This window comes from Micrococcus sp. TA1, assembly GCF_014199555.1.
GTDB lineage: Bacteria > Actinomycetota > Actinomycetes > Actinomycetales > Micrococcaceae > Citricoccus.
Window position 1 is genome coordinate 1,414,504 of record NZ_JACHNW010000001.1, and the last position, 25,658, is coordinate 1,440,161.

21 protein-coding genes are annotated in these 25,658 nt (G+C 72.2%); 16 read left to right on the forward strand and 5 right to left on the reverse strand.

Annotation, left to right across the window (positions count from 1 at the left end; translation table 11 throughout):
- Window positions 1-55: 55 nt before the first annotated feature.
- Window positions 56-1,333, forward strand: coding sequence for a cysteine--1-D-myo-inosityl 2-amino-2-deoxy-alpha-D-glucopyranoside ligase (gene mshC, locus GGQ69_RS06210; protein ID WP_183525963.1), 1,278 nt, complete (start codon window positions 56-58; stop codon window positions 1,331-1,333).
- Here mshC and GGQ69_RS06215 read toward each other — a convergent pair.
- Window positions 1,330-3,750, reverse strand: a complete 2,421-nt coding sequence (locus GGQ69_RS06215; RefSeq protein ID WP_183525966.1) for a beta-glucosidase — start codon at window positions 3,748-3,750, stop codon at window positions 1,330-1,332. The two genes, mshC and GGQ69_RS06215, sit on opposite strands and share 4 nt — an antisense overlap.
- A 378-nt stretch (window positions 3,751-4,128) precedes the next feature.
- Window positions 4,129-5,025 carry a PAC2 family protein gene (locus GGQ69_RS06220; protein ID WP_010142690.1) on the reverse strand — a complete coding sequence of 299 codons (897 nt, stop codon included), beginning with the start codon at window positions 5,023-5,025 and terminating at the stop codon, window positions 4,129-4,131.
- An 86-nt stretch (window positions 5,026-5,111) separates the two neighbouring features.
- Here GGQ69_RS06220 and GGQ69_RS06225 point away from each other — a divergent pair, with 86 nt between their 5' ends.
- The 15 genes from GGQ69_RS06225 to GGQ69_RS06295 all read left to right on the forward strand — a co-directional run bounded on the left by GGQ69_RS06225 (window position 5,112) and on the right by GGQ69_RS06295 (window position 23,292).
- A complete protein-coding gene (locus tag GGQ69_RS06225) occupies window positions 5,112-5,879 on the forward strand; it encodes an HAD family phosphatase (RefSeq protein WP_255459430.1) in 768 nt (255 codons plus the stop codon).
- Complete coding sequence (locus GGQ69_RS06230; RefSeq protein WP_183525970.1) at window positions 5,876-7,027, forward strand: site-2 protease family protein; 1,152 nt, start codon at window positions 5,876-5,878, stop codon at window positions 7,025-7,027. Before GGQ69_RS06225 ends, GGQ69_RS06230 begins: the two co-directional genes overlap by 4 nt.
- A 40-nt stretch (window positions 7,028-7,067) precedes the next feature.
- On the forward strand, window positions 7,068-8,126 hold the full coding sequence (locus tag GGQ69_RS06235; RefSeq protein WP_010142693.1) for a tRNA (adenine-N1)-methyltransferase: 1,059 nt from the start codon (window positions 7,068-7,070) through the stop codon (window positions 8,124-8,126).
- A gap of 85 nt (window positions 8,127-8,211) precedes the next feature.
- Complete coding sequence (arc, locus tag GGQ69_RS06240) at window positions 8,212-9,954, forward strand: proteasome ATPase (RefSeq protein ID WP_183525973.1); 1,743 nt, start codon at window positions 8,212-8,214, stop codon at window positions 9,952-9,954.
- A gap of 5 nt (window positions 9,955-9,959) precedes the next feature.
- Window positions 9,960-11,645: a depupylase/deamidase Dop gene (gene dop / locus GGQ69_RS06245; RefSeq protein ID WP_183525977.1), complete on the forward strand. Its 1,686-nt coding sequence runs from the start codon at window positions 9,960-9,962 to the stop codon at window positions 11,643-11,645.
- Between the two features lie 29 nt (window positions 11,646-11,674).
- Window positions 11,675-11,875: a ubiquitin-like protein Pup gene (locus tag GGQ69_RS06250; RefSeq protein ID WP_183525980.1), complete on the forward strand. Its 201-nt coding sequence runs from the start codon at window positions 11,675-11,677 to the stop codon at window positions 11,873-11,875.
- Between the two features lie 6 nt (window positions 11,876-11,881).
- The gene (gene pafA / locus GGQ69_RS06255) at window positions 11,882-13,351 is read left to right on the forward strand and encodes a Pup--protein ligase (RefSeq protein ID WP_183525983.1); all 1,470 of its coding nucleotides are present in this window, start codon (window positions 11,882-11,884) and stop codon (window positions 13,349-13,351) included.
- A 91-nt stretch (window positions 13,352-13,442) separates the two neighbouring features.
- A complete protein-coding gene (locus GGQ69_RS06260) occupies window positions 13,443-14,486 on the forward strand; it encodes an FKBP-type peptidyl-prolyl cis-trans isomerase (protein WP_183525986.1) in 1,044 nt (347 codons plus the stop codon).
- Window positions 14,487-14,568: 82 nt separating this feature from the next.
- On the forward strand, window positions 14,569-14,964 hold the full coding sequence (locus tag GGQ69_RS06265) for an FKBP-type peptidyl-prolyl cis-trans isomerase (protein ID WP_010142700.1): 396 nt from the start codon (window positions 14,569-14,571) through the stop codon (window positions 14,962-14,964).
- A gap of 8 nt (window positions 14,965-14,972) precedes the next feature.
- Window positions 14,973-17,042, forward strand: a complete 2,070-nt coding sequence (locus GGQ69_RS06270; protein ID WP_183525989.1) for a YafY family protein — start codon at window positions 14,973-14,975, stop codon at window positions 17,040-17,042.
- 31 nt (window positions 17,043-17,073) lie between these two features.
- Complete coding sequence (gene tatA / locus GGQ69_RS06275; RefSeq protein ID WP_183525992.1) at window positions 17,074-17,352, forward strand: Sec-independent protein translocase subunit TatA; 279 nt, start codon at window positions 17,074-17,076, stop codon at window positions 17,350-17,352.
- An 18-nt stretch (window positions 17,353-17,370) separates the two neighbouring features.
- Window positions 17,371-18,228, forward strand: coding sequence for a twin-arginine translocase subunit TatC (tatC, locus tag GGQ69_RS06280; RefSeq protein ID WP_255459431.1), 858 nt, complete (start codon window positions 17,371-17,373; stop codon window positions 18,226-18,228).
- 51 nt (window positions 18,229-18,279) lie between these two features.
- Complete coding sequence (locus GGQ69_RS06285) at window positions 18,280-21,366, forward strand: RNA helicase (protein WP_183525995.1); 3,087 nt, start codon at window positions 18,280-18,282, stop codon at window positions 21,364-21,366.
- Entirely contained in the window at window positions 21,363-22,478 is a 1,116-nt protein-coding gene (locus GGQ69_RS06290) for an amidohydrolase family protein (protein ID WP_183525998.1), read from the forward strand. The genes GGQ69_RS06285 and GGQ69_RS06290 overlap by 4 nt, the downstream gene beginning before the upstream one ends.
- Before the next feature lie 82 nt (window positions 22,479-22,560).
- Window positions 22,561-23,292: a polyprenol monophosphomannose synthase gene (locus GGQ69_RS06295; RefSeq protein ID WP_183528360.1), complete on the forward strand. Its 732-nt coding sequence runs from the start codon at window positions 22,561-22,563 to the stop codon at window positions 23,290-23,292.
- A 116-nt stretch (window positions 23,293-23,408) separates the two neighbouring features.
- Here the strand turns inward: GGQ69_RS06295 and GGQ69_RS06300 are convergent, their stop codons facing one another.
- From GGQ69_RS06300 to GGQ69_RS06310, 3 genes are all read right to left on the reverse strand, one after another.
- On the reverse strand, window positions 23,409-23,756 hold the full coding sequence (locus tag GGQ69_RS06300; protein WP_183526001.1) for an RNA polymerase-binding protein RbpA: 348 nt from the start codon (window positions 23,754-23,756) through the stop codon (window positions 23,409-23,411).
- A gap of 111 nt (window positions 23,757-23,867) precedes the next feature.
- Complete coding sequence (locus GGQ69_RS06305) at window positions 23,868-25,085, reverse strand: SPFH domain-containing protein (protein ID WP_370577119.1); 1,218 nt, start codon at window positions 25,083-25,085, stop codon at window positions 23,868-23,870.
- Window positions 25,086-25,150: 65 nt separating this feature from the next.
- A complete protein-coding gene (locus tag GGQ69_RS06310; RefSeq protein ID WP_183526004.1) occupies window positions 25,151-25,645 on the reverse strand; it encodes an NfeD family protein in 495 nt (164 codons plus the stop codon).
- Window positions 25,646-25,658 lie beyond the last annotated feature (13 nt).

Genomic DNA, 25,658 nt, shown 5'->3' on the forward strand with positions numbered 1-25,658 from the left:
ACCGTCCGAAGAGCCTGTCCTGAACCCCGAGAAGCTGAGGAACACCGAGCCCCACATGGAATCCTGGAACACGCCGCTGCCGGCACTGCTGCCCGTCCAGCCCGACCGGTTGAAGATCCACGACACCGCCGCGCAGTCGCAGCGCCACCCCGGGAACCTCGCCGAGGCCTCCCTGTACGTCTGCGGCATCACCCCCTACGACGCCACCCACCTGGGCCACGCGAACACCTACGTGGCCTTCGACCTGCTGAACCGGTACTGGCGCGCCTGCGGCCTGCCGGTGACCTACGTGCAGAACGTCACCGACGTGGACGACCCGCTGCTGGAGCGTGCCGAGGCCACCGGCGTGGACTGGCGCGAGCTCGCCGCCAGCCAGACCGAGCTGTTCCGTTCGGACATGGAGGCGCTCAACGTGCTGGCCCCCGACCACTACGTGGGGGCCACCGAGACCGTGGACTGGGTGGTGGGCGCCGTCGAGGCGCTCGTGGCCAACGGGACCGCCTACACCGTGCCGGGCACGGGCCCAGACCCCGATGGTGACGTCTACTTCTCGATCGAGGCCGCCGAGAGTGCCACGCACTGGACGCTGGGCAGCGTGGGCCGGCTGGACGCCGCCGAGATGGAACGGGTGTTCCCGGAACGCGGCGGAGACCCCGACCGGCCCGGCAAGCGCCATCCGCTCGATCCGCTGCTCTGGCGGGTGGCCCGGCCAGGCGAACCGACCTGGGACGGCGGGTCCCTGGGATCCGGCCGGCCGGGCTGGCACATCGAGTGCTCGGCGATCGCCCGGCGCCTGCTGCCGGTCCCGTTCACGGTCCAGGGCGGAGGGTCTGACCTGCGCTTCCCCCATCACGAGTTCAGTGCCGCCCACGCCACGGCCGGAGACGGCAAGCCGCTGGCGCAGGCCTTCGTCCACGCCGGGATGGTCGGACTGGACGGGGAGAAGATGTCGAAGTCCCTCGGCAACCTCGTCCTGGTCTCCGAGCTGCTCCGTTACGGTGCGGAGGCGGCCGCCATCCGGACAGCCCTGCTGGCCAACCACTACCGCAGCGACTGGGAGTGGACCGATGACCAGCTGAGCCGCTCCACCGAACGCCTGTCCCAGTGGCGGCGGGCGCTGACCGCCGAGGAGTCCGGCGACGGGGTGTCCGTACTGACCGCGATGCACCGCTGCCTCTCGCAAGACCTCGACGCGCCCGCGGCCCTGGCGGAACTCGACGCCTGGGCCGACCGTGCCGCCGCCCGCGGCACGGTCGGTTCCGCCCCTGCCCCGGGGCCGGCGACCCCGGACGTGCGGACCGTCGTCACCTCCCTGCTCGGGATCCAGCTCTAGGCTCCCCCGCCGCCCGCAGCCGGGTCCGGGAACCTCAGTGTCACGCCCTGCTCCAGCGGGGTGTCCGCCGAGGACCCGCCCACATGGACCCGGTAGCGGCCGTCGGGCGTGGTCCATGCGCCGTCGGCCCAGTTCTCGAGGAACTCGGGGTCGGTGGGCGCGAAGTAGGAGAAGGGGTGGTTGGAGTCGGCCACGCCGATCCGCACCGAGACCTGCGTCCGCTCACCCGGCCGGAGGGTGACCTTCTCGAAGCCGACCAGGCGCTTCGCGGGCTGACCGGCCTCGTCCGGCAGGGTCAGGTAGACCTGGGCGGCCTCCGCGCCGGTCACCTCGCCGGTGTTCGTGACCGTGAAGGAGACGTCCAGGCCGCCGTTGCCGTTCACGGGGCCCACCCGGAGCCCGTCGTAGGCGAACGACGTGTAGGACAGCCCGTGGCCGAAGGCGAACACCGGTTCCTCGTCATGGGCCTCGTACCAGCGGTAGCCCATCTCCAGGCCCTCGGTGTACCGGGCGATCAACTGGTCGGAACCGTCACCGTAGGGACCCGGGCCGCCGGGCTTCCCGGTGTCCTGGCGGGTCCCGGGGTACTGTTCCCGCGTGGCGAAGGCCGCCTCCCGTTCGGTGGTCCCGAACGTCATCGGGAGCTTGCCGGAGGGGTTGACCTCGCCGTAGAGCAGGCCGGCCACCGCGTTGCCGTCCTCCATGCCCGGGAACCAGGCCTCCAGGACGGCGGGGACGTCGTCCAGCCAGGGCATGATGACCGTCCCGGAGGTCTTGAGCACCACGGCCGTGTTCTCGGCGTTGGCGTCCAGGACGGCCTCGATCAGCGGTTCCTGCTCCACCCAGTCCTCACCGTCCCGGGAGGGGTCGAGGTCGATCGGGGGGAAGCCGAGGGTCTGCCGGTCCACGGTCTCGTGGGGGTTGTCGCCGATCATCAGCAGCACCACGTCGGACGCCGCGGCCAGCTCGGCGGCCGCCTGGGGGTCCCGGCCGTCGTCGTAGGTGACGCGGGTGTCATGACCGAGGTCGGTGATGACGTTCTCCAGGCCCTCCTGGGGGGTCACCGTGTAGGCCGTCTCCACATTCTCGTTGTTGTCCCGGACGGACCGGGGGGACAGCTTCGCCTCACCGGCGAACCACTCCACCCCGATCAGGGCGATCGAGGTGGTCTCGCCGTCCAGCGGCAGGAACCCGTCCTCGTTCTTCAGCAGCACGGCACCGGACTCGGCCATCCGCCGGGCGCTGGCGCCGTTGGCGTCCAGGTCCACGATCTCCGGCCGGAAACGGTCATAGGGCTCGTCCATGTGGCCGTACCCGATCATCTCCACGTACCGCGGCCGGAGCAGCTCGTCGATGTCGGCCTCGGTGACCGCCCCGGCGTCGATGGCGGCCTTGACCCTCGCCGGGGTGTAGTACTGCGGCGCCCAGTCGAGTTCGACGCCCGTCCCGGCCGTGACCGCGGCGGCGGTGTCATGGATCGCCCTCCGGTCGCTCATGACCCAGCCGTCGAAGTCCCAGTCGTCCCGCAACGCGTCCTGGAGCAGCTCGGGACTGTCACAGGCGTAGGTGCCGTTGACGTCCGGGAACGAGCACATCACGGACGCCGGGTCGGCGTCCTGCACGGTCATCTCGAACGGCATCATGTAGAGCTCGTTCATGGCCTGTGCGGGGACCTGGACGCCCATGGTCCACCGCTCGGTCTCCTGCTCGTTGCCGGCCAGGTGCTTCACCTGGGCCTGGACGCCCTCGCCCTGGATGCCCCTGACCTGTTCGGTCGCGAGGCTGCCCGTGAGGTACGGGTCCTCGCTGAAGTACTCGTAGTTCCGGCCCCCGTAGGGGTGGCGCACCAGGTTCATGCCCGGGCCGAGCATGACCTGGTGGGCGAACGCCTTGGTCTCCTCGCCCAGGATGCGCCCGGCCTCGAGGTTGAGGCCGCGGTCGAAGGTCGCCGCCAGGGCGAGGGTGGAGGGAAGGCCCGTGGCCTGCGGGTCGTTGCCGCACGAGCCGCCCTTGACGCCCGTGCCGCCATTGGTCATCCGGACGGTCGGGATCCCCAGTTCGTCGATGCCGCGGATCTGCCGCCCCGTGTCCTGCCACTCACAGCCCGGCAGGGTGCCCTGGGGCGGGAAGACGCCGTTCTGGTAGGCATTGTTCCCGCTCCGGTTGATGACCACCGGATCACCCGTGTCGTTCTCGTTGAAGCGCGAGACGGCGATCTGCTGGATCTTCTGGTCCAGCGTCATCGCGTCCAGCAACGCCTCCGTGCGGTCCTGGGCCGTGCGCCGGGGGTCCAGCCAGGGCCTGTCCGTGATGGCGGGCGGGGCCGCCAGGCCGCCGCCGGTCGTCAGGACCGCCGCGCTGACGAGCGCCGTAGCGCCCAGGATCGTCCGTCGTGCCGTTGAGGTCTTCACTGTCATGCAGCTCCTTGACGACCACCGGTCGCCGGATGTGCCCTGGTCCGCTGCGGGTGTGACCGCGGGGCGGGACGAGGGCAGGAATGGAGGCCCGGGAGATGCCGGTGACGGGAGGGGGTGAGGCCGAGGTCCCGGGTCGGCTGGGGGATGGTTCTCGGTCTGGAGAGGTGTTCCGCCCTCGAGAACCGACAGCGCGTCAGCGCGCTGCGATGATGGGTGAGCCCTTCTCGTCGATGCACCTGGACGACTGTCCCTGAGACGGCATCGACACCGGCCTGCGCGAGGATCGGACCCGTGACCGGGAGGATGCCGATGGCGTGTTCCGGTCCTCGCCGGAACCCTACCGCCGGTGGCTGCCGACCCGCCAGCCCTGCGGCGGGATCAGTCCTGGCGCCGCCGGCGCAGGTACCGCTCGAACTCCCGGGCGATCGCCTCGCCCGTGGCCTCCGGAAGGTCCTCGGTGTCACGTGCCCGTTCGAGCTGCTCCACGTAGGCGGCCACGTCCGGGTCCTCACCGGCCAGCTCGTTGACCCCGCGTTCCCAGGCCTGGGCGTCCTCGGCGAGCGGCTTGAGGTCGATGGTGAGCTGGAGAATGTCCTCCAGCCGGCGCAGCAGCGCCAGCTCGGCCTTCGGCGAGGGGGCCTGCGAGACGTAGTGCGGGACGGTGGCCCACACCGAGACCGTCGGCAGGCCCGCCCGCGCGGCGGTGTCCGTGATGACCCCGACGATTCCGGTGGGTCCCTCGTACGTGGGGCGCCGCGCACCGAGCAGTTCACGCAATTCGGGATCGGCGCTGGACGGCGAGGCCGGCAGCGGCCGCGTGTGGGGCACGTCCGCCAGCAGTGCCCCGAGCATCACCACCGCGTCCACGTTCTGCTCGGCCGCGTGGGTCAGCAGCTCCGCGGTGAACGCCTGCCAGCGGTAGCTGGGCTCGGCCCCGCTGACCAGCAGCAGGTCGACGCCGTCCGGCCCGGTCGTGGCGCGGTACATGCGGGTCTGCGGCCAGGACAGCGTGCCGAGGCCGTCGGCGTCGCGCACCACGGTGGGACGAGTGAACTGGTAGTCGTAGTAGTCCCCGTCGGTCAGGGAGCCGGCGGACGAGGCGCCGAGCTGTCGCCGCAGCAACTCGATCGCGTCGGTGGCGGCCTCGCCGGCGTCGTTCCAGCCCTCGAAGGCGGCGACGAGGATCACCGGCCGACGCCCGGAGACGGACCCGGCCAGGTGGTCGGGAAGCCCGCGGGGGTGGTTCCTGTCGTCCTTCTTCTCGTCCTGCGCCATGACAGCCACCCTAGACCCGTGCGTCAGGGCCGTGCCAGACGTGAGCCTGCCGCCCCGCTGCCGTGCGCCCCCGTAGACTGGAGGCCATGTCCACCCCTGATGAGGCCGCAGGCCGGCGCCGTCCAGACGCGATGCCCGCCGCCGTGTTCTGGGACATGGACGGCACCATCGTGGACACCGAGCCCCTGTGGAACGAGAGCCAGCGGCGCCTCGTGAAGGAGGCCGGCGGCACCTGGACGCACGCCCTCGCGCAGTCGCTGGTGGGCCAGGCACTCGACCACGGCGCCCGGTTGCTGCAGCAGGCCGGGGTGCGCCTCGGCGTGGAGGAGATCATCGGCCACACCATGGGCGATGTCATCGACGGCATCAAGCGCTCCGTCCCCTGGCGTCCGGGCGCCCGCGAGCTGCTCGCCGCACTGCGCGCGGCGGGCGTGCCCAGCGCCCTGGTGACCATGTCCCACGCGCCGCTGGCCGGCGTCGTCGCCGCGGCCATGCCCGCGGGGTCCTTCGAGTTCCTGGTCACCGGAGACATGGTGCTGCGCGGCAAGCCCCACCCGGAGCCGTACGCCACGGCCTTCGACGTCATGGCCCGCCGGGTGGACGGGCTGCAGCGACCGCGGTGCGTGGCGATCGAAGACTCGTTGCCCGGCCTGGAGTCCGCCGCCGCGGCGGGACTGCCGGTCGTGGCCGTGCCGCACGTGATGCCCCTGCCGGCCGATCCCCGCTGGGAGCACTGGACCTCGCTGGCCGGACGCCTCCCGGCGGACCTGGGACGCGTGGCCCGCCAGATGGCCGGCGGTCCGGACCGGCCCCTGGCACCCGTGGCCGGCGGCCCGCACGGAAGCACCCCGTGACCGGGCCCGCCCGGGCCGCCGGTGCGGACACCGGTCCGCAGCGCAGCGGCATGCTCCGGCTGGGACGACTGCTCGGCGTCCCGGTCTACCTGTCCTGGAGCTGGTCGCTCATCGCCCTGTTCGTCGTGCTGCTGTTCGGTCCGCAGGTCGCCCGGCTCTTCCCCGAGCTGGGCTGGGGAGCCTACGGGATCGCGTTCCTCTACGCCGTCCTGCTGCTGTTCTCCGTCCTGGCCCACGAGCTCGCCCACGCCGGCAGTGCCCGCCTGTTCCGCTGGCCCACCACGGAGATCGTGCTGAACCTGTGGGGCGGGCACACCCAGTTCGGGGCCTTCCAGGCCAGCCCGGGCAAGTCCCTCGTCACGGCCCTGGCCGGACCGGCGGCCAACGTGGTGCTGGCCCTGGCCGGCCAGCTCCTGATGGCCACGTGGCAGCCGGACGGCGTCGCGAGCCTGCTGCTGGGCATCTTCACCTACGCGAACTGGCTGGTGGCGATCTTCAACGCCCTGCCGGGGCTGCCGCTGGACGGCGGGCGCATCGTCGAGTCCGCCGTGTGGGCGATCACCGGCGACCAGGACCGCGGCACCATCGCCGCCGGCTGGGCCGGCCGGGTCATCGTGGCGGCCCTGGTGGTCGCCGTCGTGGTGGTGCCGTTGCTGCAGGGCAGGCAGGCGGACATCCCCCTGATCGTCATCCTCGTGATGGTCGGCTACTTCCTGTGGACCGGTGCCACGGAGGCGATCCGCGGGGCGCAGCTGAGACTGCGGGTTCCCACCCTGACCGCGGCCCAGCTCATGCACCCGGCCGTCGGCCTGCCGGCCACCGTCACCGTGGCCGAGGTCCTGGACCGTCCGGCCGGTGCCCGCGCGGTCCTCGTCTCGCCCGCGGGAGTGCCGGAGGCCGTCGTCGACGAGCCGGCCCTGGCCTCGGTCCGGGACACCGAGGCGCCCGTCGTACCCGCCGCGGCCGTGGCGCGGGCGCTGGCGCCGGGAGCCATCGTGCGCGCCACCGACGCCGGCCGTCCCCTCGTGGACCGGCTCGCCGCGGTGGACGGGGCCGAATACGCTGTACTGGCTCCCGACGGCACGGTGTGCGGCGTCCTGCGCCAGCCCGACGTCGTCGCGTGGCTGACCACGGGCCGCACGCGCTGAGACACCGGCCACACCCCTCCACCAGGAAGACCCGCAACGCATGACCGACTCCACCAGCCCGTCCACCGCCCGGCCCGGACCGACCGGCGCCTCCGAGCGCCGCGGCCCGCTCCGGCCCGGACAGCGGGTCCAGCTCAAGGACGCCAAGGGGCGGCTGAACACCATCACGCTCACCCCCGGCGGCCAGTTCCACAGCTACCAGGGGGTGCTGCGCCACGACGACCTGCTCGGCGGCCCCGACGGGGTGGTGGTGCAGAACTCCGCGGGCCACGACTACCAGGTGCTGCGGCCGCTGCTGAGCGACTTCGTGCTGTCCATGCCCCGCGGGGCCACGGTGGTGTACCCCAAGGACGCCGGCCAGATCGTCCAGATGGCCGACATCTTCCCCGGTGCGCGGGTGGTGGAGGCCGGCGTCGGTTCGGGCGGGCTGTCGATCTCCCTGCTGCGGGCCGTCGGTGACCTCGGCGAACTGCACTCCTACGAACGGCGCCCCGAGTTCGCGGACGTGGCCCGCGCCAACGTCCAGACGTTCTTCGGCGGCGAGCACCCGGCGTGGCAGATCCACCTGGGCGATGCCCAGGAGGAGATGACCCGCGTGCACGCCCCGGGCAGCGTGGACCGCGTGGTGCTGGACATGCTGGCCCCGTGGGAGTGCCTGGACGCGGTGGCCACCGTGCTGACCCCCGGCGGGGTGTGGCTCAACTACGTGGCCACCGCCACCCAGCTATCCCGGGTCGCCGAGGCCATCCGGGCGGACGGCCGGTTCACCCAGACCGAGGCCTCCGAGACGATGGTGCGGGGCTGGCACCTGGACGGCCTGGCCGTGCGCCCCGACCACCGGATGGTGGCCCACACCGGGTTCCTGATCACCTGCCGGCGGCTGGCCTCGGGCGAGGAGGCCCTGCAGCTGAAGAAGCGGTCCAAGGTCTCCGAGTTCTCCGCCGAGGACATCGAGGCGTGGCAGCCGGCCGACGAGTCCCGCTGGACCCCGCAGGCCCTGGGTGAGCGACCGGTGACGGACAAGAAGGCCCGCAAGGCCGCCAAGGAGGCCGCCTCCATGGAACAGCGCGGGGCGCTGCGCCACCTCGAGGACCTCTGAGGGACGAGCCCGGCCCGTCGCGCCTAGGATGGACGGGCAAGGCCGACGGGGCACCCGCCCTAGCCCCTCGACCGGAAAGGCACTCGTGAGCGATTCCCTGCCCGGCACCGGCGCCGAGAGCGCGGTGGACCCCGCCCTGGCCAGCCAGCTGGACGCCGCCAAGCGCCGTTCGGCCACCCTGGTGGAGAAGAACCGGACGCTGGAGTACCAGCTGGAGACGGCCTCGCGGAACAACCGCCGCATGGTCGACCTGCTGGAGACCACCCGCGACGAGATCACCGTGCTGAAGAAGGCCCTGGAGATGGACGGGGAAGCGCCGTTCAGCTTCGCGACCGTCCTGCAGGTGCACCCGGCCCGTGAGGCCGTCGAGGGCGTCGAGATCGCCGCGACGGTCCAGGGCGGGGTGGACGTGCTGCACAACGGCCGCCGCATCCGGGTGGCGGTCTCGCCCCTGCTGGACGAGGCCAGGATCACCCAGGGCTGCGACGTGCTGCTCAACGACTCCCTCGTGATCGTGGCCGTCGTGGAGGGGGAGCGCACCGGCGAGCTCGTGAGGGTCAAGGAGACCCTGGACGGGGGGCTGCTGGTGGTCGTCGGCCGCGGCGACGAGGAACGCGTGGTCCGCCGGGCCGAACGGCTGGTCGCGGAGCGGGTCCGGGTCGGCGACGCCGTCACCCTGGACGCGCGCACCGGCTACGCCCTGGACCTGGTCCCGCTCACCGAGGTCCAGGACGTGGTCCTCGAGGAGGTGCCCGACGTCAGCTACGAGGACATCGGCGGTCTCGGCGAGCAGATCGAGCAGATCCGCGACTCGATCGAGCTGCCCTTCCTGCACCCGGGCCTGTACCGCGAGCACGGCCTCAAGGCGCCCAAGGGCATCCTGCTCTACGGCCCGCCCGGCACCGGCAAGACCCTGATCGCCAAGGCCGTCGCCTCCTCGCTGGCGGCGCGGTCCACGGAGGAGGCGCGGTCCTACTTCCTCAACATCAAGGGCCCCGAGCTGCTGAACAAGTACGTGGGCGAGACCGAACGGCACATCCGCACGATCTTCGCCCGCGCCCGGGAGAAGGCCTCCGACGGCTATCCGGTGGTGGTGTTCTTCGACGAGATGGAGTCCCTGTTCCGCACCCGCGGCTCCGGGATCTCCTCGGACGTGGAGACCACCATCGTCCCGCAGCTGCTGGCCGAGATCGACGGCGTCGAACGCCTCGACAACGTGATCGTCATCGGTGCCTCCAACCGCGAGGACATGCTGGACCCGGCGATCCTGCGGCCCGGCCGGCTGGACGTGAAGATCCACGTCTCCCGGCCCGACGCCACCGGTGCGGCGGACATCTTCAGCAAGTACCTCACCACCCGGCTGCCCCTGCACGCCAGCGAGATCCAGCGCACCGGGGGGCGCCAGGCCGCTGTCGACGCCATGATCGAGGCCGTCACGGCACACCTCTACGGCCGCGGACCGGAGACCGAGTACGTGGAGGTCACCTACGTGGACGGCAGCACCCGCACCCTGCACTTCGGCGACTTCGCCTCCGGGGCCGTGATCTCGTCGATCGTGGACCGGGCCAAGAAGCACGCCATCAAGGACTACCTCGCCGCCGGCCGGGACGAGACCGCCAAGGGCCTGACCACCGGTCACCTCCTGCAGGCCGTCCAGGAGGAGTTCGCCGAGCAGGAGGACCTGCCGAACAACGCCTCCCCGGAGGAGTGGGCCCGGATCGCCGGGCACCGCGGCGGCCGCGTGGCCTCCCTGCGGATGCTGGTGCGCGACCGGCTGCCCTCCGCCCAGGACCACGGCGACGGCCGGTCCCCGGGGGCGACGGAGTGAGCCACGTGCCGCCCGCACCCGGACGCCCGGGGGGACCGTCCGGCGTCGCGCCCGCGTGGCGCGGCCAGCGCGGGCTGGTCCCGGACGACGCCGTCCTGCCGGCCGGTCGGGACACCGCCGGCTGGGGCGTGCACCGGGTGATGGGCATGGAGACCGAGTTCGGCGTGCACGCCCCCGACAACCCCGGGGCGGGGCACACCGTGCTCTCCACCGAGGTGGTGAACGCCTACGCGGACGTGGTCACGGCCGAGGGTGGCTCCGTGGCCGGGACCGAATGGGACTACGGGGAGGAGTCCCCGCTGGTGGACGCCCGCGGCTGGCAGCTGCCCCGCTCGGCCGCCCACCACACCCAGCTGACCGACCGGCCGCTGACGGACGACGACGGCAACCCCGTGCACCTGGTCATGAACCTCGTGCTGCCCAACGGCGCCCGGTTCTACGTGGACCACGCCCACCCCGAGTACTCCGCGCCGGAGACCACGAACCCGCTGGACGCCATGGTCTGGGACCAGGCGGGGGACCGGGTGGCCCTGGCGGCCTCCCGGCGGATCGCCCAGGCCCCGGGCGAGCCCCAGGTGCTGCTGTACAAGAACAACACGGACAACAAGTCCGTCTCCTACGGCGCGCACGAGAACTACCTCGTGACCCGCGCCCTGGACTTCGATGAACTCGCGGCCCGGCTCCTCCCGTTCTTCGCGGCCCGTCAGGTGGTCTGCGGGGCGGGCCGGGTGGGGATCGGGACGACCGGCCGCACGCCGGGCTTCCAGATCAGCCAGCGGGCGGACTTCTTCGAGGAACAGGTCGGCCTGGAGACCACGATCCGCCGGCCGATCGTCAACACCCGCGACGAACCCCACGCGGACCAGGAACGGTACCGGCGGCTGCACGTGATCATCGGGGACGCCAACCTGTCGCAGTACGCCACGTGGCTGCGGTGCGGGATGACCGCACTCGTGCTGTCCATGATCGAACTGGGCACGTGCCCGGTGCTCGAGCTGCGGGACCCCGTCGAGGCCCTGCAGTCGATCAGCCACGACCCCACCCTGGGCACCACGGTCGGGCTGGCCGACGGCCGCCGGCTCACGGGCGTGGACCTGATGGACCTGTACCGGGACGCCGCCGCCGCGCACGTGGAGCGGTTCGGAATGACCGACCCGGCCACGCTGGACGTCCTGCAGGCCTGGGGGGAGACCCTCGAGCTGCTCCGCTCGGATCCGGCCGCGCTGGCCGACCGGCTGGACTGGGTGGCCAAGTACCAGCTGCTCTCGGGCTACCGCCAGCGCCACGGGGTGGGCTGGGACGATCCGCGCATCGGCATGCTGGACCTGCAGTACGCCGACCTGCGGCCGGACAAGGGGCTGCACGCCGCCCTGGTCCGCCGGGGCTCGATGCGCACCCTGGTGCCGGAGGAGACGGTGCAGCGGGCCGTGCACACCCCGCCGGTGGACACCCGTGCGTGGGCGAGGGGCCGGACGGTGGGCGTCTTCGGCCAGCACGTCGTGGGCGCCAGCTGGGACACCCTGCTGCTGCGCCGGGACGGCGAGGGCCGCCTGTACCGCTTCCATCAGCGCGAGCCGCTCTCGGCCACGGCACAGCAGATGGCCGGGGTGTACGACGACGGCGCCGCACCCGGGTCCTTCGACCGCCTGCTGGCGGCCCTGTCCGGCGCCCAGGCGGACCCGCGGGCGTAGGCTGGGGGCACCCGACAGACGCAGGAGGCATGATGTCACAGCAGTACAGCGGATCGAGGTCCGAGCGCGAGGAGGACGTTCCGGCGCCGGAACCGGCCCCGGCCCCCGCGGGCGGCTCCGCACAGGCCGGCACCACCGACCTGGACAGCCTGCTGGACGAGATCGACTCGGTGCTGGAGACCAATGCCGAGGAGTTCGTCAAGGGCTTCGTCCAGAAGGGCGGGCAGTAACCGCCCATGGACCGCAGGATCTATGGCGTCGAGACCGAGTTCGGCGTGCACTACTCCCACCCGGGAGCCCGTCCGCTGACCCCGGAGGAGGTGGCCCGCTACCTCTTCCGCCCCGTCGTCGAGTGGGGACGGTCCTCGAACGTCTTCGTCTCCAACGGGTCCCGGCTCTACCTGGACGTGGGCTCCCACCCGGAGTACGCGACCGCCGAGTGCTCCACCCTGGACGAACTCGTCGCGGTGGACAAGGCCGGCGAGGTGATGATGCAGCAGCTCATCGACCAGGCCACGGAACGGATGGCCGCGGACGGATTCACGGGCACCATCTACCTGTACAAGAACAACGCCGACTCCGCCGGAAACTCCTACGGCTCCCACGAGAACTACCTGCTGAACCGGCGCACCGAGTTCCGCCGCCTGTCCGAGGCCCTGATCCCCTTCCTCATCACCCGGCAGCTGTACGCCGGGGCCGGGAAGGTGGTGGCGCCGCGGACCGGGGACACCGACCCGGGCACCCTGGACCGGGACCGGCCGGACGGCGCGCACTTCGCCTTCTCGCAGCGTGCCGACCACGTCATGGAGGGCATCTCCTCGGCCACCACCCGTTCGAGGCCGATCATCAACACGCGCGATGAACCGCACGCGGACGCCGCGGAGTACCGGCGCCTGCACGTGATCGTGGGGGACTCGAACATGTCCGAGACCACCCAGCTGGTCCGGTTCGGCGCCACGGACCTGATGCTGCGGATGATCGAGGCCGGCACGCCCCTGGGCGACCACCAGTTGGAGAACCCCATCCTGGCGATCCGCCAGGTCTCGCACGACCTCACCGGCACCGCCGAGCTGTCCCTGCGCTCGGGACGGCGCCGGTCCGCGCTGCAGCTGCAGCGGCACTACCTGGAGCAGGCCACCGCGTTCGTCGAGCGGCACGGGGCCCACCACGACCGCCTCGACGCCGTGCTCGACCTGTGGGAACGGGCCCTGGACGCCGTGGAGCGCCAGGACCCCGCGGGCATCGACACCGAGATCGACTGGGCGATCAAGCAGCGGTTCCTGACCCGCTACGCCGACCGGCACGGGCTCGACTGGGACTCCGCCCGGCTGGCCCAGCTGGACCTGTCCTATCACGACATCACCCCCGGGCGGGGCCTGTTCACGCTGCTGCAGTCCCGCGGGGCGGCGGCCCGTTTCCTGGACGACGACGCCGTCCGGCAGGCGGTCGACACCCCACCGGCCACGACCCGCGCCGCACTGCGGGGGCGGTTCATCCAGGCGGCCCGCGAGTCCGGGCAGCCCTATGCGGTGGACTGGACGCACCTGAAGCTCTCCGACCGGCCCCTGCTGACCGTCACCACCAAGGACCCGTTCCAGACCTCGTCCGAGCGGCTGGACGAACTGCTGCGGTCCATCCCGTCACCGGACCACGCCCCGGCCGAGGGACACCGGGACGGCGATGCGTGCAGCATCCATCCAGTGTGACGTGGCACAGTAGAGTGTCCGGGTCCCACCCCGGAGAGGGTTCCCCGGCGCCGACCGCGCCGCGGGCCCGCTGGCACTACCGAAGGATCCCATGACTGGTACCGCCCCCCGTTCCGCACCCCGCTCCCTGACCCGGTCCCCGCGCCGTCTCCGGGCGGCCGCGCCCCTGGGGATCGCCCTGGCCGGGGCGCTGCTGCTGGCCGGCTGCGCCGAACCGGAGGCGCGCGGCGCCGGAGACAAGGAGGCCCTCAAGCCGGTCTCGCTCTCGGTCGCCGAGGACGGGAGCCCGGAGGTCACCGTGGACGGGGAGATCGAGACCGACCAGGTCTCCTCCCGCGTCCTGAAGGACGGGGACGGCGAGGAGATCGAGCCGGGGGACGTCGCCATGGTCCAGACCGCCGTGGTGGACCCCGCCACGGGCGAGGTCACCGCGGACAACTTCACCCAGGGCTCGGAGGCGGTCCACCTCACGGAGGGGCTGAAGCAGGCGAACGAGGTCCTGTACAACATGATCGACCAGAACCGGGTCGGTGCGCAGGTCGCCTTCTTCATGCCCGCGGGGCAGCAGGGCCAGGGCGCCAGTGACCAGCTCATGGTCTTCCAGATCGCCGGGGCGAGCCCGGCCCGCGCCACCGGGGAGTCCGTCGGGGACGTCGACCCGAAGCTGCCCGCGGTGACGCTGGACGAGGAGTCCGGTGAGCCCACCATCGCCAAGCCCGAGGGCAAGGCTCCCCAGGACCTGGTGGTCCAGCCGCTCATCCAGGGCGATGGTGCCGAGGTGGGAGCCCAGGACTACGTCACCGTCCAGTACAAGGGCATCAAGTGGTCCGACGGTGAGGAGTTCGACTCCTCCTGGTCCCGGGACGAGCTCTCCGGCTTCCAGCTGACGGGCGTGATCGAGGGATGGACCGAGGGCCTGCAGGGCCAGAAGGTCGGTTCCCAGGTCCTGCTCGTCGTGCCGCCTGCGAAGGGTTACGGCGGCTCCGAGCACGAGCTGGCCAAGGAGACCCTGGTCTTCGTCGTCGACATCATCCACGCCATGCCCCCGGCCCAGCCGGACGAACAGCCCCAGGGCGGTACCGGCGAGTCCACGGAGGGGGCCTCCGCCGAGCCCTCCCCGTCCGCCTCGGAGTAGTCCCGGGCCCGGCCGGCCCCCTGCCGAGTCTTCAGTAGGATGGGCTGACGCACCTCCCCCTCACCTGGAAGGAACCCCACCCATGTCCTTCGGACAGCGCAACTATGACCGTTCCCGCCCCGAGATCGAATTCCCGGGGGAGACCCCACCGGAGGACCTCGTCATCGAGGACCTGATCGAGGGCTCCGGTCCCGCCGTGCAGGCCGGGGACAACGTCGAGTGCCACTACGTCGGGGTCGCCTGGTCCACCGGCGCCGAGTTCGACGCCTCCTGGAACCGCGGACAGCCGCTGCCCTTCACGGTGGGCGTCGGCCAAGTCATCAAGGGCTGGGACGACGGGCTGCTGGGCATGAAGCCCGGGGGACGCCGCCGGCTGGAGATCCCGCCGCACCTGGCCTACGGGGACAACGGCGCCGGTGCGGAGATCGGCCCCGGGGAGACCCTCATCTTCGTCGTGGACCTCGTCGACGTCCGCTGATCCCCGGCGTGAGCGCACCCTCGTCCCCGGATCCGGCCTTCCAGCCCCCGGCCACGGAGCGCATCGTCTCCGTGCTGTGGCTGCTGCTCGCCCATGAACGCCGCGGTGTCACGAAGGACGCCCTGCGCCGCTACGTGGACGGTTATGCCGCCGCGACCTCGGAGCAGGCCTTCGAGAAGATGTTCACCCGGGACAAGGAGGTCCTGAAGGACATCGGGGTGCCCCTCAGGGCCCACGAGGTCCAGGAGACCGGGAACTGGGAGGGTGCGGAACGTGCCGACGAGGTGCGCTACCGCATCGACCCCGGGCAGATGTACCTGCCGCACGTCGACTTCACCAACGCCGAGCGCCTCGCCCTGGTCAGGGCCCGCTCGGCGTGGCAGGGCTCCGACGTCGACCGCGCCGTGGTCCGCGCGCTCGGCAGGCTCGATGCGGGGGAGGACTGGGTGGCGGCCACCTCCACCTCCGACCACGAGGCCTTCGGGGCCCGGCTGGCCGGTGCCGACCGCACCCTCACTGCCCTGGCCGATGCGGTCCGGGGCCAGTCCGTCATCGCCTTCGACTACCGCACCGCCGGTGCGCCGGAGGCGCACCGGCGTACCGTGCGGGCCTGGGCCCTGACCAACCCCACGGGCGTCTGGTACCTCGTCGGCTGGGACCTCGACCGTCAGGCCCAGCGGACGTTCCGGCTCACGCGCATGGAGTCCGAACCCCGCCCGGCCACGGACGGCGGACGCCCGGCTCCCGGGCGCCCCGCGGGCTTCGACCTGCAGGCCGTGCGCGACCTCGTCTCCGGTGAACGGGAACCGGCCACGGTGGACCTGGAGCTGCGCCCCGGCCGGGCGGTCGGGCTGCGCCTGGGCGCCGAGCCCCGGGGGACCACCCCTGACGGCTGGGACCGGGTGACCCTGGGATACACCCGCCCGGCCGAACTGGCCGGCTCCGTCGCCGCGGCCGGACCCACCGCGCGGGTGCCGGCAACCTCGGCCACGGTGCGCGACGCCGTCGTGCGCCTGCTGGACGGTGCCCTGGCGGCCCACCGGCTGCCCGTCCCGCCCTATGAGCTGGCCGAACCGCGACGCCGCCGCAACCGCCGCAGTGACCGGGACAGGGTCGCGACCATGGTGGACGTCATCGGGCTGATCAACCAGCGTGGGGCCATGCCCCGCACCGAGCTGGCGGAGCGGCTCGACGTCACCGACGCGGAACTGGAGAGGATCCTCCAGGAGCTCCAGTTCTGCGGGATGCCCGAGCGGTACTTCGCCGGCGAGCAATTCGAGGTCGAGGACCAGGACGGGCGGATACGCATCAGCCAGGCGGAGGACCTGTCCGGTCCGCTGCGGCTGAGCATCCCGGAGGCCGCTGCCCTGCTCGTCGGGCTGCGCGCCTCCGCGGGCATCCCCGGACTGTCCGAGGAGGAGCGTGACGCCGCGCGGACGGCGCTGGCCAAGATCGTGGCCGCGTCCGGCCCCGAGGTGGAGCGCGCGGCGGACGGCATCAACGCCCGGTTCGACTTCGGCCCCTACGCCGAGGTGGCGGGGCGACTGCACGCCGCGGTGCGGGAGCGCCGGGTGCTGACCATCACGTACCACGCCGCCGGGCGGGACGAGCAGAGCCGGCGCGAGGTCGAGCCCCTGCGGATCACCACCGAGGGCGGGCACGGCTACCTCCAGGCGTGGTGCCGGCACCAGGAGGGGCTGCGCAACTTCCGGCTCGACCGGATCGGGGAGATCGAGGAGACCGGGGAGATCCACGCCGGGCGGCAGGTGGCCCTGGACGGGCCGCTGTTCTCCCCGCACGGCGCCGAGAGCACCGCCCACGTGCTCTTCGCCCACCGGATCCGGGACCTGGCCGACGGGTTCCGCCCCGAGCGCACGGCCACGCTGGCGGACGGGTCCGTGGTGGCCGAGGTTCGTCTCACCTCCGCGGACTACGCGCGCGCCCAGGCCGCCCGGCACGGGGGTGAATTCCGCGTGCTGTCACCGGCATCACTCGTCGACGCGGTGACCGGCTGGCTCGCGGAGGCCAGGGCCGGTTATGACGTGCCCGAGGCGTCCCCGCCCAGCCCCGTGCCGTAGACTCGAACCGTTCAATCGAAAGGACGTCCTCATGTTCGCCGGACTCCAGGGATGGCAGCTCGTCATCATCATCGCCCTGGTGCTGCTGTTGTTCGCAGCACCCAAGCTGCCCGCAATGGCCCGCAACCTCGGGCAGTCCATGCGGATCTTCAAGTCCGAGGTCAAGCAGATGAAGGACGACGACGGACACGGCAGGAGCACGGGCCAGGACGGCTCCGCCCCGGTCGAGGGCCGCATCGTCGACGGTGGCCAGGCCGACGCCCCGCGCGCCGGCGACCGCCGCACCTCCGGTTCCGACGACCAGAAGTAGGCGGGCGGTCCGCACTCCATGTCGACCGCTTCCGAGGCCGGCCGCTCCCGGCGCGTCCGCGTGTCCCGGAGGAAGAACCCCGACGGGCAGATGCCCCTCAAGGACCACCTGAGGGAACTGCGCAACCGGCTGATCATCGCCGGCATCGGGCTCTTGCTCGGCGCCATCGTCGGGTTCATCATCTACCAGCCGTTCTTCTCGGCCCTGATCGACCCGGTCCACCGGCTCTCGGACGAGGGGCGGATCGTGACCGTGGCCTTCAGCGCCGTGGGCCAGCCCTTCGACATCATGCTGCAGGTCGCGCTCTTCGTGGGCGTGGTCATCTCCAGCCCCGTCTGGCTCTACCAGCTCTGGGCCTTCGTGGTCCCCGGGCTGAAGAAGAAGGAGAAGCGCTACGCGCTGGGCTTCATCGCCGCGGCCGTCCCGCTGTTCGTCCTCGGCGTCGGGCTGGGCTGGCTCGTGCTCCCGGAGGCCGTCCAGTTCTTCGTGGGCCTGTCCCCGGAGGGCACGGCGAACGTCATCACCGCGGACGTGTACATCCCGTTCGTGCTGCGGCTGTTCCTCGCCTTCGGGGTGGCCCTGGTGCTGCCCGTCGTGCTGGTCGGCCTGAACATGCTCGGGGTGCTGCCCGGGCGGCAGATCCTCAAGCACTGGCGCATCACGGTCTTCGTCATCGCCCTGATCGCCGCCCTGGCCGCGCCGGGGTCCGACGCGATGACCATGTTCTACCTGGCCATCCCCCTGGTGCTGCTCTTCGGCGTGGCCATCGTCATCTGCCTGATCAACGACCGGCGCCGGGCCCGGCGCACGGCGCGGCTCGAGCAGGCCAACGAGGACTACCTCGGCACCGGGCCCACGCCGCTGCGCGACCTCTGACCCCGCACGCCCCGGGGGGACCGCAGGAGGGGCATGTCCTAGGCTGGGTGCATGGCACCTTCCGCGGATGACACCACCGGCCGGCTGAGCCCCGCGGAGCGGTACGCCGCAGCCCGCCGCCGTACCGCCGAGGCGAAGACCGAGCTGGGCCGGTTCACCGCCACCCTGGACTTCCCGCTGGACCCCTTCCAGGACCAGGCCTGCCGAGAGCTCGAGGCCGGCAACGGCGTGCTCGTGGCCGCCCCCACCGGGGCCGGCAAGACCGTGGTGGGCGAGTTCGCGATCCACCTGGCCCTCGCCGCCGGCCAGAAGGCGTTCTACACCACCCCGATCAAGGCCCTGAGCAACCAGAAGTACCAGGACCTCGTCGCCACCTACGGCACGGAACGGGTGGGCCTGCTCACCGGTGACACCGCCATCAACTCGCACGCCGACGTGGTGGTGATGACCACCGAGGTGCTGCGCAACATGCTCTACGCGGACTCCGACACCCTCGTCAACCTGGGTTTCGTGGTCATGGACGAGGTGCACTACCTGGCCGACCGGTTCCGCGGCGCGGTGTGGGAGGAGGTCATCATCCACCTGCCCGAGCACGTGCAGCTGGTCTCGCTCTCCGCCACGGTCTCCAACGCCGAGGAGTTCGGGGCCTGGCTGGACACCGTCCGCGGGTCCACGGCCGTGGTCGTCTCCGAGCACCGGCCCGTGCCCCTGTGGCAGTACGTGATGGCCGGGACCCAGCTGTACGACCTGTTCGCCACGGAGGTCGCCTTCGACGAGATCGGCCCGGACACCCCGGTGCGGGACCCCGCCGATCCCGACGCCGGCCCCACGGGAACCCCGCAGCCCACCGGTCAGCTCGTGCTCAACCCCGAGCTGGCCCGGTTGGCCGAGGACCAGCGACGGCGGGAGGAACGCAGCGACTGGGGCCGGCCGAACCGTCAGCAGTACGGCGGCGGCCGGGGCGGCCGCGGGAGCGGGCCCCGGGGGCGCGGCAGGGGCGGGGGAAAGCCCGCCCGAGGACAGCGGAACACGGCGTCCCCGGGTTACGGACGCCGTGAGGACGTCACCACCACGCGGTACGACGGCGGTGGCTCCGGTGGGCCGGGACCGGCCGGAGGCCGTCACGAGGCTCCGCAGCGCGCCCGCAGCGACCTGCGCGTGTCCCGTCCCGGCATGGTCCGCACCCTGGAACGCGAGGGCCTGCTGCCCTGCATCACCTTCGTCTTCTCGCGCGCCGGCTGTGACGGTGCCGTGGAGCAGTGCCTGTGGGCCGGACTGGACCTGACCACTCCGGGAGAGAAGCAGCAGATCCAGTCCGTGGTGGACGAGGCCGCCGGATCGCTGCCGCCCGAGGACCTGGACGTGTTGGGGTTCTGGGGCTGGCGGGACGGGTTGTCCCGGGGCTTCGCCGCCCACCACGCCGGTATGCTCCCGCCGTTCAAGGAGGTCGTGGAGAAGCTGTTCGGCGCCGGCCTGGTCAAGGTCGTCTTCGCCACCGAGACCCTGGCCCTCGGCGTGAACATGCCGGCCCGCACCGTGGTGATCGAGAAGCTGGAGAAGTTCAACGGCGAGGCCCACGTCAACATCACCGCGGGGGAGTACACCCAGCTGACCGGGCGGGCGGGACGCCGGGGGATCGACGTCGAGGGCCACGCCGTGGTGCTCTGGCGGCCCGGACTGGATCCGGCCGCCGTGGCCGGGCTGGCCTCGCGCCGGACCTACCCGCTAAACTCCTCGTTCCGGCCCACCTACAACATGTCCGTGAACCTCATCGCCCAGTTCGGCCTCGAGCGCTCCCGCACCATCCTGGAGTCCTCGTTCGCGCAGTTCCAGGCGGACCGCTCAGTCGTGGGCCTGGCCCGCGAGGTCCGCAGCCGCGAGGAGTCGCTGGCCGGTTACGAGAAGTCCATGACCTGCCACCTGGGGGACTTCACCGAGTACGCCCGGCTGCGCAAGGAACTCTCGGAGGCGGAGAAGGACTCCTCCAAGGGCCGCCACCGCGCCCGCCAGCGGGCGGTCAAGGAGTCCCTGGCCAACCTGCTGCCCGGGGACGTCGTCGAGGTGCCCGGGCCACGCCGGCTGGGCACCGTCGTCGTGGTGTTCCCCGCCGGCAACCCGGCGAACCCGCGGGTCGGCGTGATCACCCAGCAGGCCCAGCTGCGCCGCATCTCCACCGAGGACCTCGATGCCCCCGTGGACCCGGTGGCCGGGGCCAGGCTGCCGCAGAACATCCAGGTGAAGACCCCCAGCCAGCGCAAGGACATCGCCTCCGCCATGCGGTCGGCCCTGCGCGAGCACCGCCCGGCGCCCGGTGGCCGGTCCACCGCGGGCTTCCGGTTCCGGGACGAGGGAGCCGGGGAACGGGTCGAGGACCTGAGACGGCAATTGGAGCGGCACCCCTGCCACGGGTGCCGGGACCGCGAGGAGCACGCCCGCTGGGCCGAGCGCTGGTGGAAGCTGCGCAAGGAGGTGGACCAGCTCTCCGCCCGCATCGCCGGGCGCACGAACACGATCGCCCGCGCGTTCGACCGATTGACCGGCCTGCTCACCACCTACGGTTACGTGGACGCCGAGGCCGCGGTGGCCGGCGCCGTGGCCGGGACCACGGCGTCCCCGGGGGTGACCGCCTCCGGCCAGACGCTGCGCCGGATCTACGGTGAGCGGGACCTGCTGACCTCCCTGTTGCTCGAGGACGGCCTGGCGCGCGAACTCGACCCGGAGGAACTGGCGGGCTTCGCGGCCCTGCTGGTCTACCAGGCCAAGGGCGACGAGACCGTGGGCATCCCGCAGATGCCCACCGCCCGGCTCCAGGAGGTCCTGGACCGCACCGGTGAGCACTGGTACGAGCTCCAGCTGGCCGAACGGGGTGCCCAGCTCGAACCGACGCCCGAGCCGGACGCCGGACTGGTCTGGCCCATCCACCGGTGGGCCCGGGGACGGAACCTGCGCGACGCCCTCAAGGGCACGGACCTCGCCGCGGGGGACTTCGTGCGGTGGGCCCGCCAGGTGGTCGACCTGCTGGACCAGCTCTCCAAGGTGCCGGGCCACCCCGGGTTGCCGCGCCAGTGCCAGCGTGCCGTGGATCTCATCCGCCGCGGCGTGGTCGCGTACTCGAGTGTGGATACGCTGGACGGATGACCACTCTCTACGTCAACGGCACCATTCACTCCGCGTCCGACCCCTACGCCACGGCCGTGCTCGTGGACGGCGGGTCCGTCGCCTGGGTCGGAACCGATGACACCGCCGACCAGATGCGGTTGCGCGCCGGGGCGGACTGGGAGGTCGTGGACCTTGATGAGGCCCTCGTGGTCCCCGCCTTCGTGGACTCGCTCGGCCCGGCCACCGGTGCCGACCCCGCGTCGTCGGGGGTGTTCCTCTCGGTGGCCATCGGCACCGTCGGCACCGCCGGCACTGCGGGTTCCGTCAGGGGCGACGGCGCCGCCACCGTGACCTACCGGCCGGTCGAGGCAGACCGGGTGCCCCGGTCCCTCCAGGAGGCCCGCGTCGCGGCGGGGGAGGGCGACACCGGGGGTACGGCCGTGGCCGGACTGGCCGCCGGCGTGGGGCCGGAGGGGCTGGATGCCGGGGCCGCGGCCCATCTGGCCGGCGTGGCCACCGAGGCCGGCGTCCAGGTGTACTTCCTGCCGGAGGACGCCGAGGGCCTGGAGGCCGTGATCGCCGCCGTCGCCGGGGCCGCCGATGCCCAGGGGCAGGCCGCCACCGGGCGGGCCCGGCACCGCGTCGCGTGGAACGGCCCCGTTGCGGAGTCCACGATCGAGCACCTGGCCCGCCTGGGCGTGTCCGTGACCGTGGTCCCGGACGCCACCGGTGCCATCCTCGCGCCCGTCGCCTCGCTGCTCGCCCGGGGGGTTCCGGTCTGCCTCGGCACCGGGGCCGGGCCCGGGGACCTCTGGTCGGCCATCCGGGCCTGCCTCGAGCACGGGGACCCGGACCAGCGGATCTCCGCCCGGGCCGGTTTCACCGCCGCCACCCGGGCCGGGCTGCGCGCGCTGCCCGCCGCCGTCGCCGACCGGTTCGGGACGGCCGGCCGGATCGCACCGTCCGCTCCGGCCACGTTCGGCATCTGGGCCACGGAGGCGCTCAGCGTGCAGGCACCGGATGGACGCGTGGCCGCCTGGAGCACCGACACCCGCGCCGGGACCCCGCTGCTTCCGGTCCTCGAGGAGGGCACCGCGGCCCCGCGGTGCGTGGCCACGGTCGTGGACGGCGCCCTCGCCCACCGGTCCTGAGCCCCCCGGCCGTCCCCTCCCCGACGGCCACCCCTATACTTGACTGCCAATGCCCCCGGACGACCCGAAGGACTTCTCCAGCATGCGCGTGCTCACCATCATCCCCACGTACAACGAGATCGAGTCACTGCCCCGCACCCTCGATCGACTGCGCGTGGCCGTCCCGGAGTCGGACGTGCTGGTGGTGGACGACGCCTCGCCGGACGGCACGGGCCAGTGGGCCGATGATGCAGCCTCCTCGGACGCGCAGGTCCACGTCCTGCACCGGACCCAGAAGAACGGGCTGGGCGGGGCGTACATCGCCGGCTTCCGCTGGGGCCTGGAGCGCGGGTACGACGTGCTGGTGGAGATGGACGCCGACGGCTCCCACCAGCCGGAACAGCTGCCCCGGCTGCTCGAGGCCGTCGACGGCGCGGACCTGGTGATCGGCTCCCGTCGCGTCCCGGGCGGCAAGATGGTGAACTGGCCGGCCCACCGCAAGCTCATCTCGGCCTGCGGCTCGCTGTACCCCCGGATCATGCTCGGCCTGAAGCTCACCGACGTCACCGCCGGCTACCGCGCCTACCGTGCGGACACGCTGCGCGCGATCGACCTGGACGACGTCCAGTCCAAGGGCTACGGCTTCCAGGTCGACATGACCTTCCGCACGGCGCTGCTGGGCAAGCGGATCACCGAGGTGCCGATCACCTTCGTGGAACGCGAGTACGGCGAGTCCAAGATGAGCGGGAACATCATCACCGAGGCCGTCGTCTCGGTGACCCAGTGGGGCCTGCAGGCCCGGTGGAACGTCCTCAAGGCCCGGTTCGGCGGCTGAGCCCCGGAAGGCGCCCGGCGCCGGACCCGGCGCAGGGAACAGCAGAGGCCCGCATCGATCGCGATGCGGGCCTCTGCTGCCGGGCGGTCCGGGACGTCCCGGCGCTCAGCAACCGGTCAGGAGCTGGTCTTCTCGCCCCGGCGTTCGCGGAGCTTGTTCAGCTGGCCCTCCAGGGCCTCCTCGAGCTCCTCGATGCTGCGCCGCTCCAGGAGCATGTCCCAGTGGGTGCGGACCGGCTTGGCGTCGGTCTGGTCCGGCTTCTCGCCGTCGACCAGGAGCGCCTCCTTGCCGGTCTTCGAGGTCCAGGTGGCGGGGATCTCCGCGTCCGTGGCGAACACCACGAACACCTGCTCACCGTCCTCGGTGCGGTACTCGACCCGCTGACGCGGGGCTGGCTCCACTCCGGACTCGGACTCCATGGACTGGGCGCCCAGGCGCATGCCGCGCAGGCTGCGGTCGCTCATTCGGTCTCCTTCCGGCCCCCATCGGGGCGGTACGACGTCGACCCACCAGTCTACCGTGCACCGTCGGGTACCTCGGCCGGTCCGGCGGGGGGATCTGAGGGTGCCAACGCCTCAGGACCCATCTTTGTTCCCGCCCTCGCCGATCCGGCCCTCCGGGCTGACCGCGTCCGTCCCCCCGGGGGCACGCCGCGGCATGGTGGGCGCGTCCGCAGGGGAGGTCGAGGCCTGCAGGGCGCGCTCGGCGGTCGCCGAGTGCTCGTCCTCCAGGATCGCCGGCGCCGCCAGCGCCTCCTCCAGTGGGGTGTCCGTGATGGCGCCCAGGCCCTGGCCGGCCTCGCTCAGCTCGGCGGCGGTGGTCGGTCGCGGTTCCCGCCGGCGGCCCCGGGGCCGGGCGTCGGCCTCGCCGTCATCGTCTCCGCTCGACGATCCGCCGTCCAGGTCCTGCACGGCGGACTCCGCCGAGCCGGAGCCGCCGAAGGCCGAACCCATCCGGCCCAGGGCGTCCGTGAGCTCCGCGGGGATGACCCACACCTTGTTCGACTCGCCCTCGGCGATCTTCGGCAGCGTCTCGAGGTACTTGTAGGCGAGCAGGTCCGGGTCCGGGCGGCCCTCATGGATGGCCTCGAACACCACGTGGATGGCCTCCGCCTCGGCGTTGGCACGCAGGATGCGGGCCTGGGCGTCACCCTCGGCCTCGAGGATCGCGGCCTGGCGCTCACCCTCGGCGGTGAGGATCTCGGCCTGCTTGGTGCCCTCGGCGGTCAGGATGGCGGCACGGCGGTCCCGCTCGGCGCGCATCTGCTTCTCCATCGAGTCCTGGATGGAGTGCGGCGGGTCGATGGCCTTGAGTTCCACGCGCGAGACCCGCAGTCCCCACTTGCCGGTGGCCTCGTCCAGCACCCCGCGCAGCTGGTTGTTGATCGAGTCACGGCTCGTCAGCGCGACCTCGAGGTTCATGCCGCCGACCACGTTGCGCAGCGTGGTGGTGGTGAGCTGTTCCACCGCGTGGATGTAGTTGTTGATCTCGTAGGTGGCCGCCTTGGCGTCGGTCACCTGGAAGTACACCACCGTGTCGATGGACACCACGAGGTTGTCCTCCGTGATCACCGGCTGGGGCGGGAAGGACACCACCTGTTCCCGCATGTCCATCAGGGGCCGCATCCGGTCGATGAACGGGATCATCAGCGTCAGCCCGGCCCCCCGGGTGCTCTGGTACTTGCCCAGGCGCTCGACGATGCCGGCCCGCGCCTGGGGCACGATCCGCACCGCCCGGATCAGGATGATGGCCACCAGGACCGCTACGACGATGAGCACGATAAGGACTTCCACGCCCTTGCTCCCTCCTGCGGTCCGCGGACCGCCTGCTGTTCATGCTGGGTAGGTTGTGCGCCGGGTCAGGGTCCGTCGGTCTGGTCGGCCTGGCCGGACTCCCAGTCGATGCTCGGACGGGGGTGGATGATGAGCGTGGCCCCCTGGACCCTGTCGATCTCCACCTCGGAACCGGCCGGGATGAGGACCCCGGTGGCCGAGCGCGCCGTCCACGTCTCGCCGTCCACCTTCGCCAGCCCGGAGTCACCCGTGGTGTCCTCCAGGACCACGGCCGTCCGGCCGGGCAGGGTGTCCACGTTGGTCAGCTGGTCCGCCGGCCCCTTCTTCAGGTGCCGCAGGGCCGTCGGCCGCACGGCCGCCAGCATCAGCAGGGACGTCCCGGAGAACATGACGATCTGCAGCCAGGCCTCACCACCGGCCAGTGCCGTGGCGAGCGCGGCCGCCGCACCGGCGGCGAGCATGAGGAACACGAGGTCCAGGATGAAGACCTCCACCACGGCGAACACGACGGCCACGGTCAGCCAGAACGCCCAGAGGTTGTCACCGACCCATTCGACCATCGTGGCCTCCCGC

Excerpts from the sequence above, each read along its gene's own strand:
- mshC (WP_183525963.1), top strand. The coding sequence starts at position 56 with ATGGAATCCTGGAACACGCCGCTGCCGGCACTGCTGCCCGTCCAGCCC.
- GGQ69_RS06215 (WP_183525966.1), bottom strand. The coding sequence starts at position 3,750 with ATGACAGTGAAGACCTCAACGGCACGACGGACGATCCTGGGCGCTACG.
- GGQ69_RS06220 (WP_010142690.1), bottom strand. The coding sequence starts at position 5,025 with ATGGCGCAGGACGAGAAGAAGGACGACAGGAACCACCCCCGCGGGCTT.
- GGQ69_RS06225 (WP_255459430.1), top strand. The coding sequence starts at position 5,112 with ATGTCCACCCCTGATGAGGCCGCAGGCCGGCGCCGTCCAGACGCGATG.
- GGQ69_RS06235 (WP_010142693.1), top strand. The coding sequence starts at position 7,068 with ATGACCGACTCCACCAGCCCGTCCACCGCCCGGCCCGGACCGACCGGC.
- GGQ69_RS06250 (WP_183525980.1), top strand. The coding sequence starts at position 11,675 with ATGATGTCACAGCAGTACAGCGGATCGAGGTCCGAGCGCGAGGAGGAC.
- pafA (WP_183525983.1), top strand. The coding sequence starts at position 11,882 with ATGGACCGCAGGATCTATGGCGTCGAGACCGAGTTCGGCGTGCACTAC.
- GGQ69_RS06260 (WP_183525986.1), top strand. The coding sequence starts at position 13,443 with ATGACTGGTACCGCCCCCCGTTCCGCACCCCGCTCCCTGACCCGGTCC.
- GGQ69_RS06265 (WP_010142700.1), top strand. The coding sequence starts at position 14,569 with ATGTCCTTCGGACAGCGCAACTATGACCGTTCCCGCCCCGAGATCGAA.
- tatA (WP_183525992.1), top strand. The coding sequence starts at position 17,074 with ATGTTCGCCGGACTCCAGGGATGGCAGCTCGTCATCATCATCGCCCTG.
- tatC (WP_255459431.1), top strand. The coding sequence starts at position 17,371 with ATGTCGACCGCTTCCGAGGCCGGCCGCTCCCGGCGCGTCCGCGTGTCC.
- GGQ69_RS06285 (WP_183525995.1), top strand. The coding sequence starts at position 18,280 with ATGGCACCTTCCGCGGATGACACCACCGGCCGGCTGAGCCCCGCGGAG.
- GGQ69_RS06290 (WP_183525998.1), top strand. The coding sequence starts at position 21,363 with ATGACCACTCTCTACGTCAACGGCACCATTCACTCCGCGTCCGACCCC.
- GGQ69_RS06295 (WP_183528360.1), top strand. The coding sequence starts at position 22,561 with ATGCGCGTGCTCACCATCATCCCCACGTACAACGAGATCGAGTCACTG.
- GGQ69_RS06300 (WP_183526001.1), bottom strand. The coding sequence starts at position 23,756 with ATGAGCGACCGCAGCCTGCGCGGCATGCGCCTGGGCGCCCAGTCCATG.
- GGQ69_RS06310 (WP_183526004.1), bottom strand. The coding sequence starts at position 25,645 with ATGGTCGAATGGGTCGGTGACAACCTCTGGGCGTTCTGGCTGACCGTG.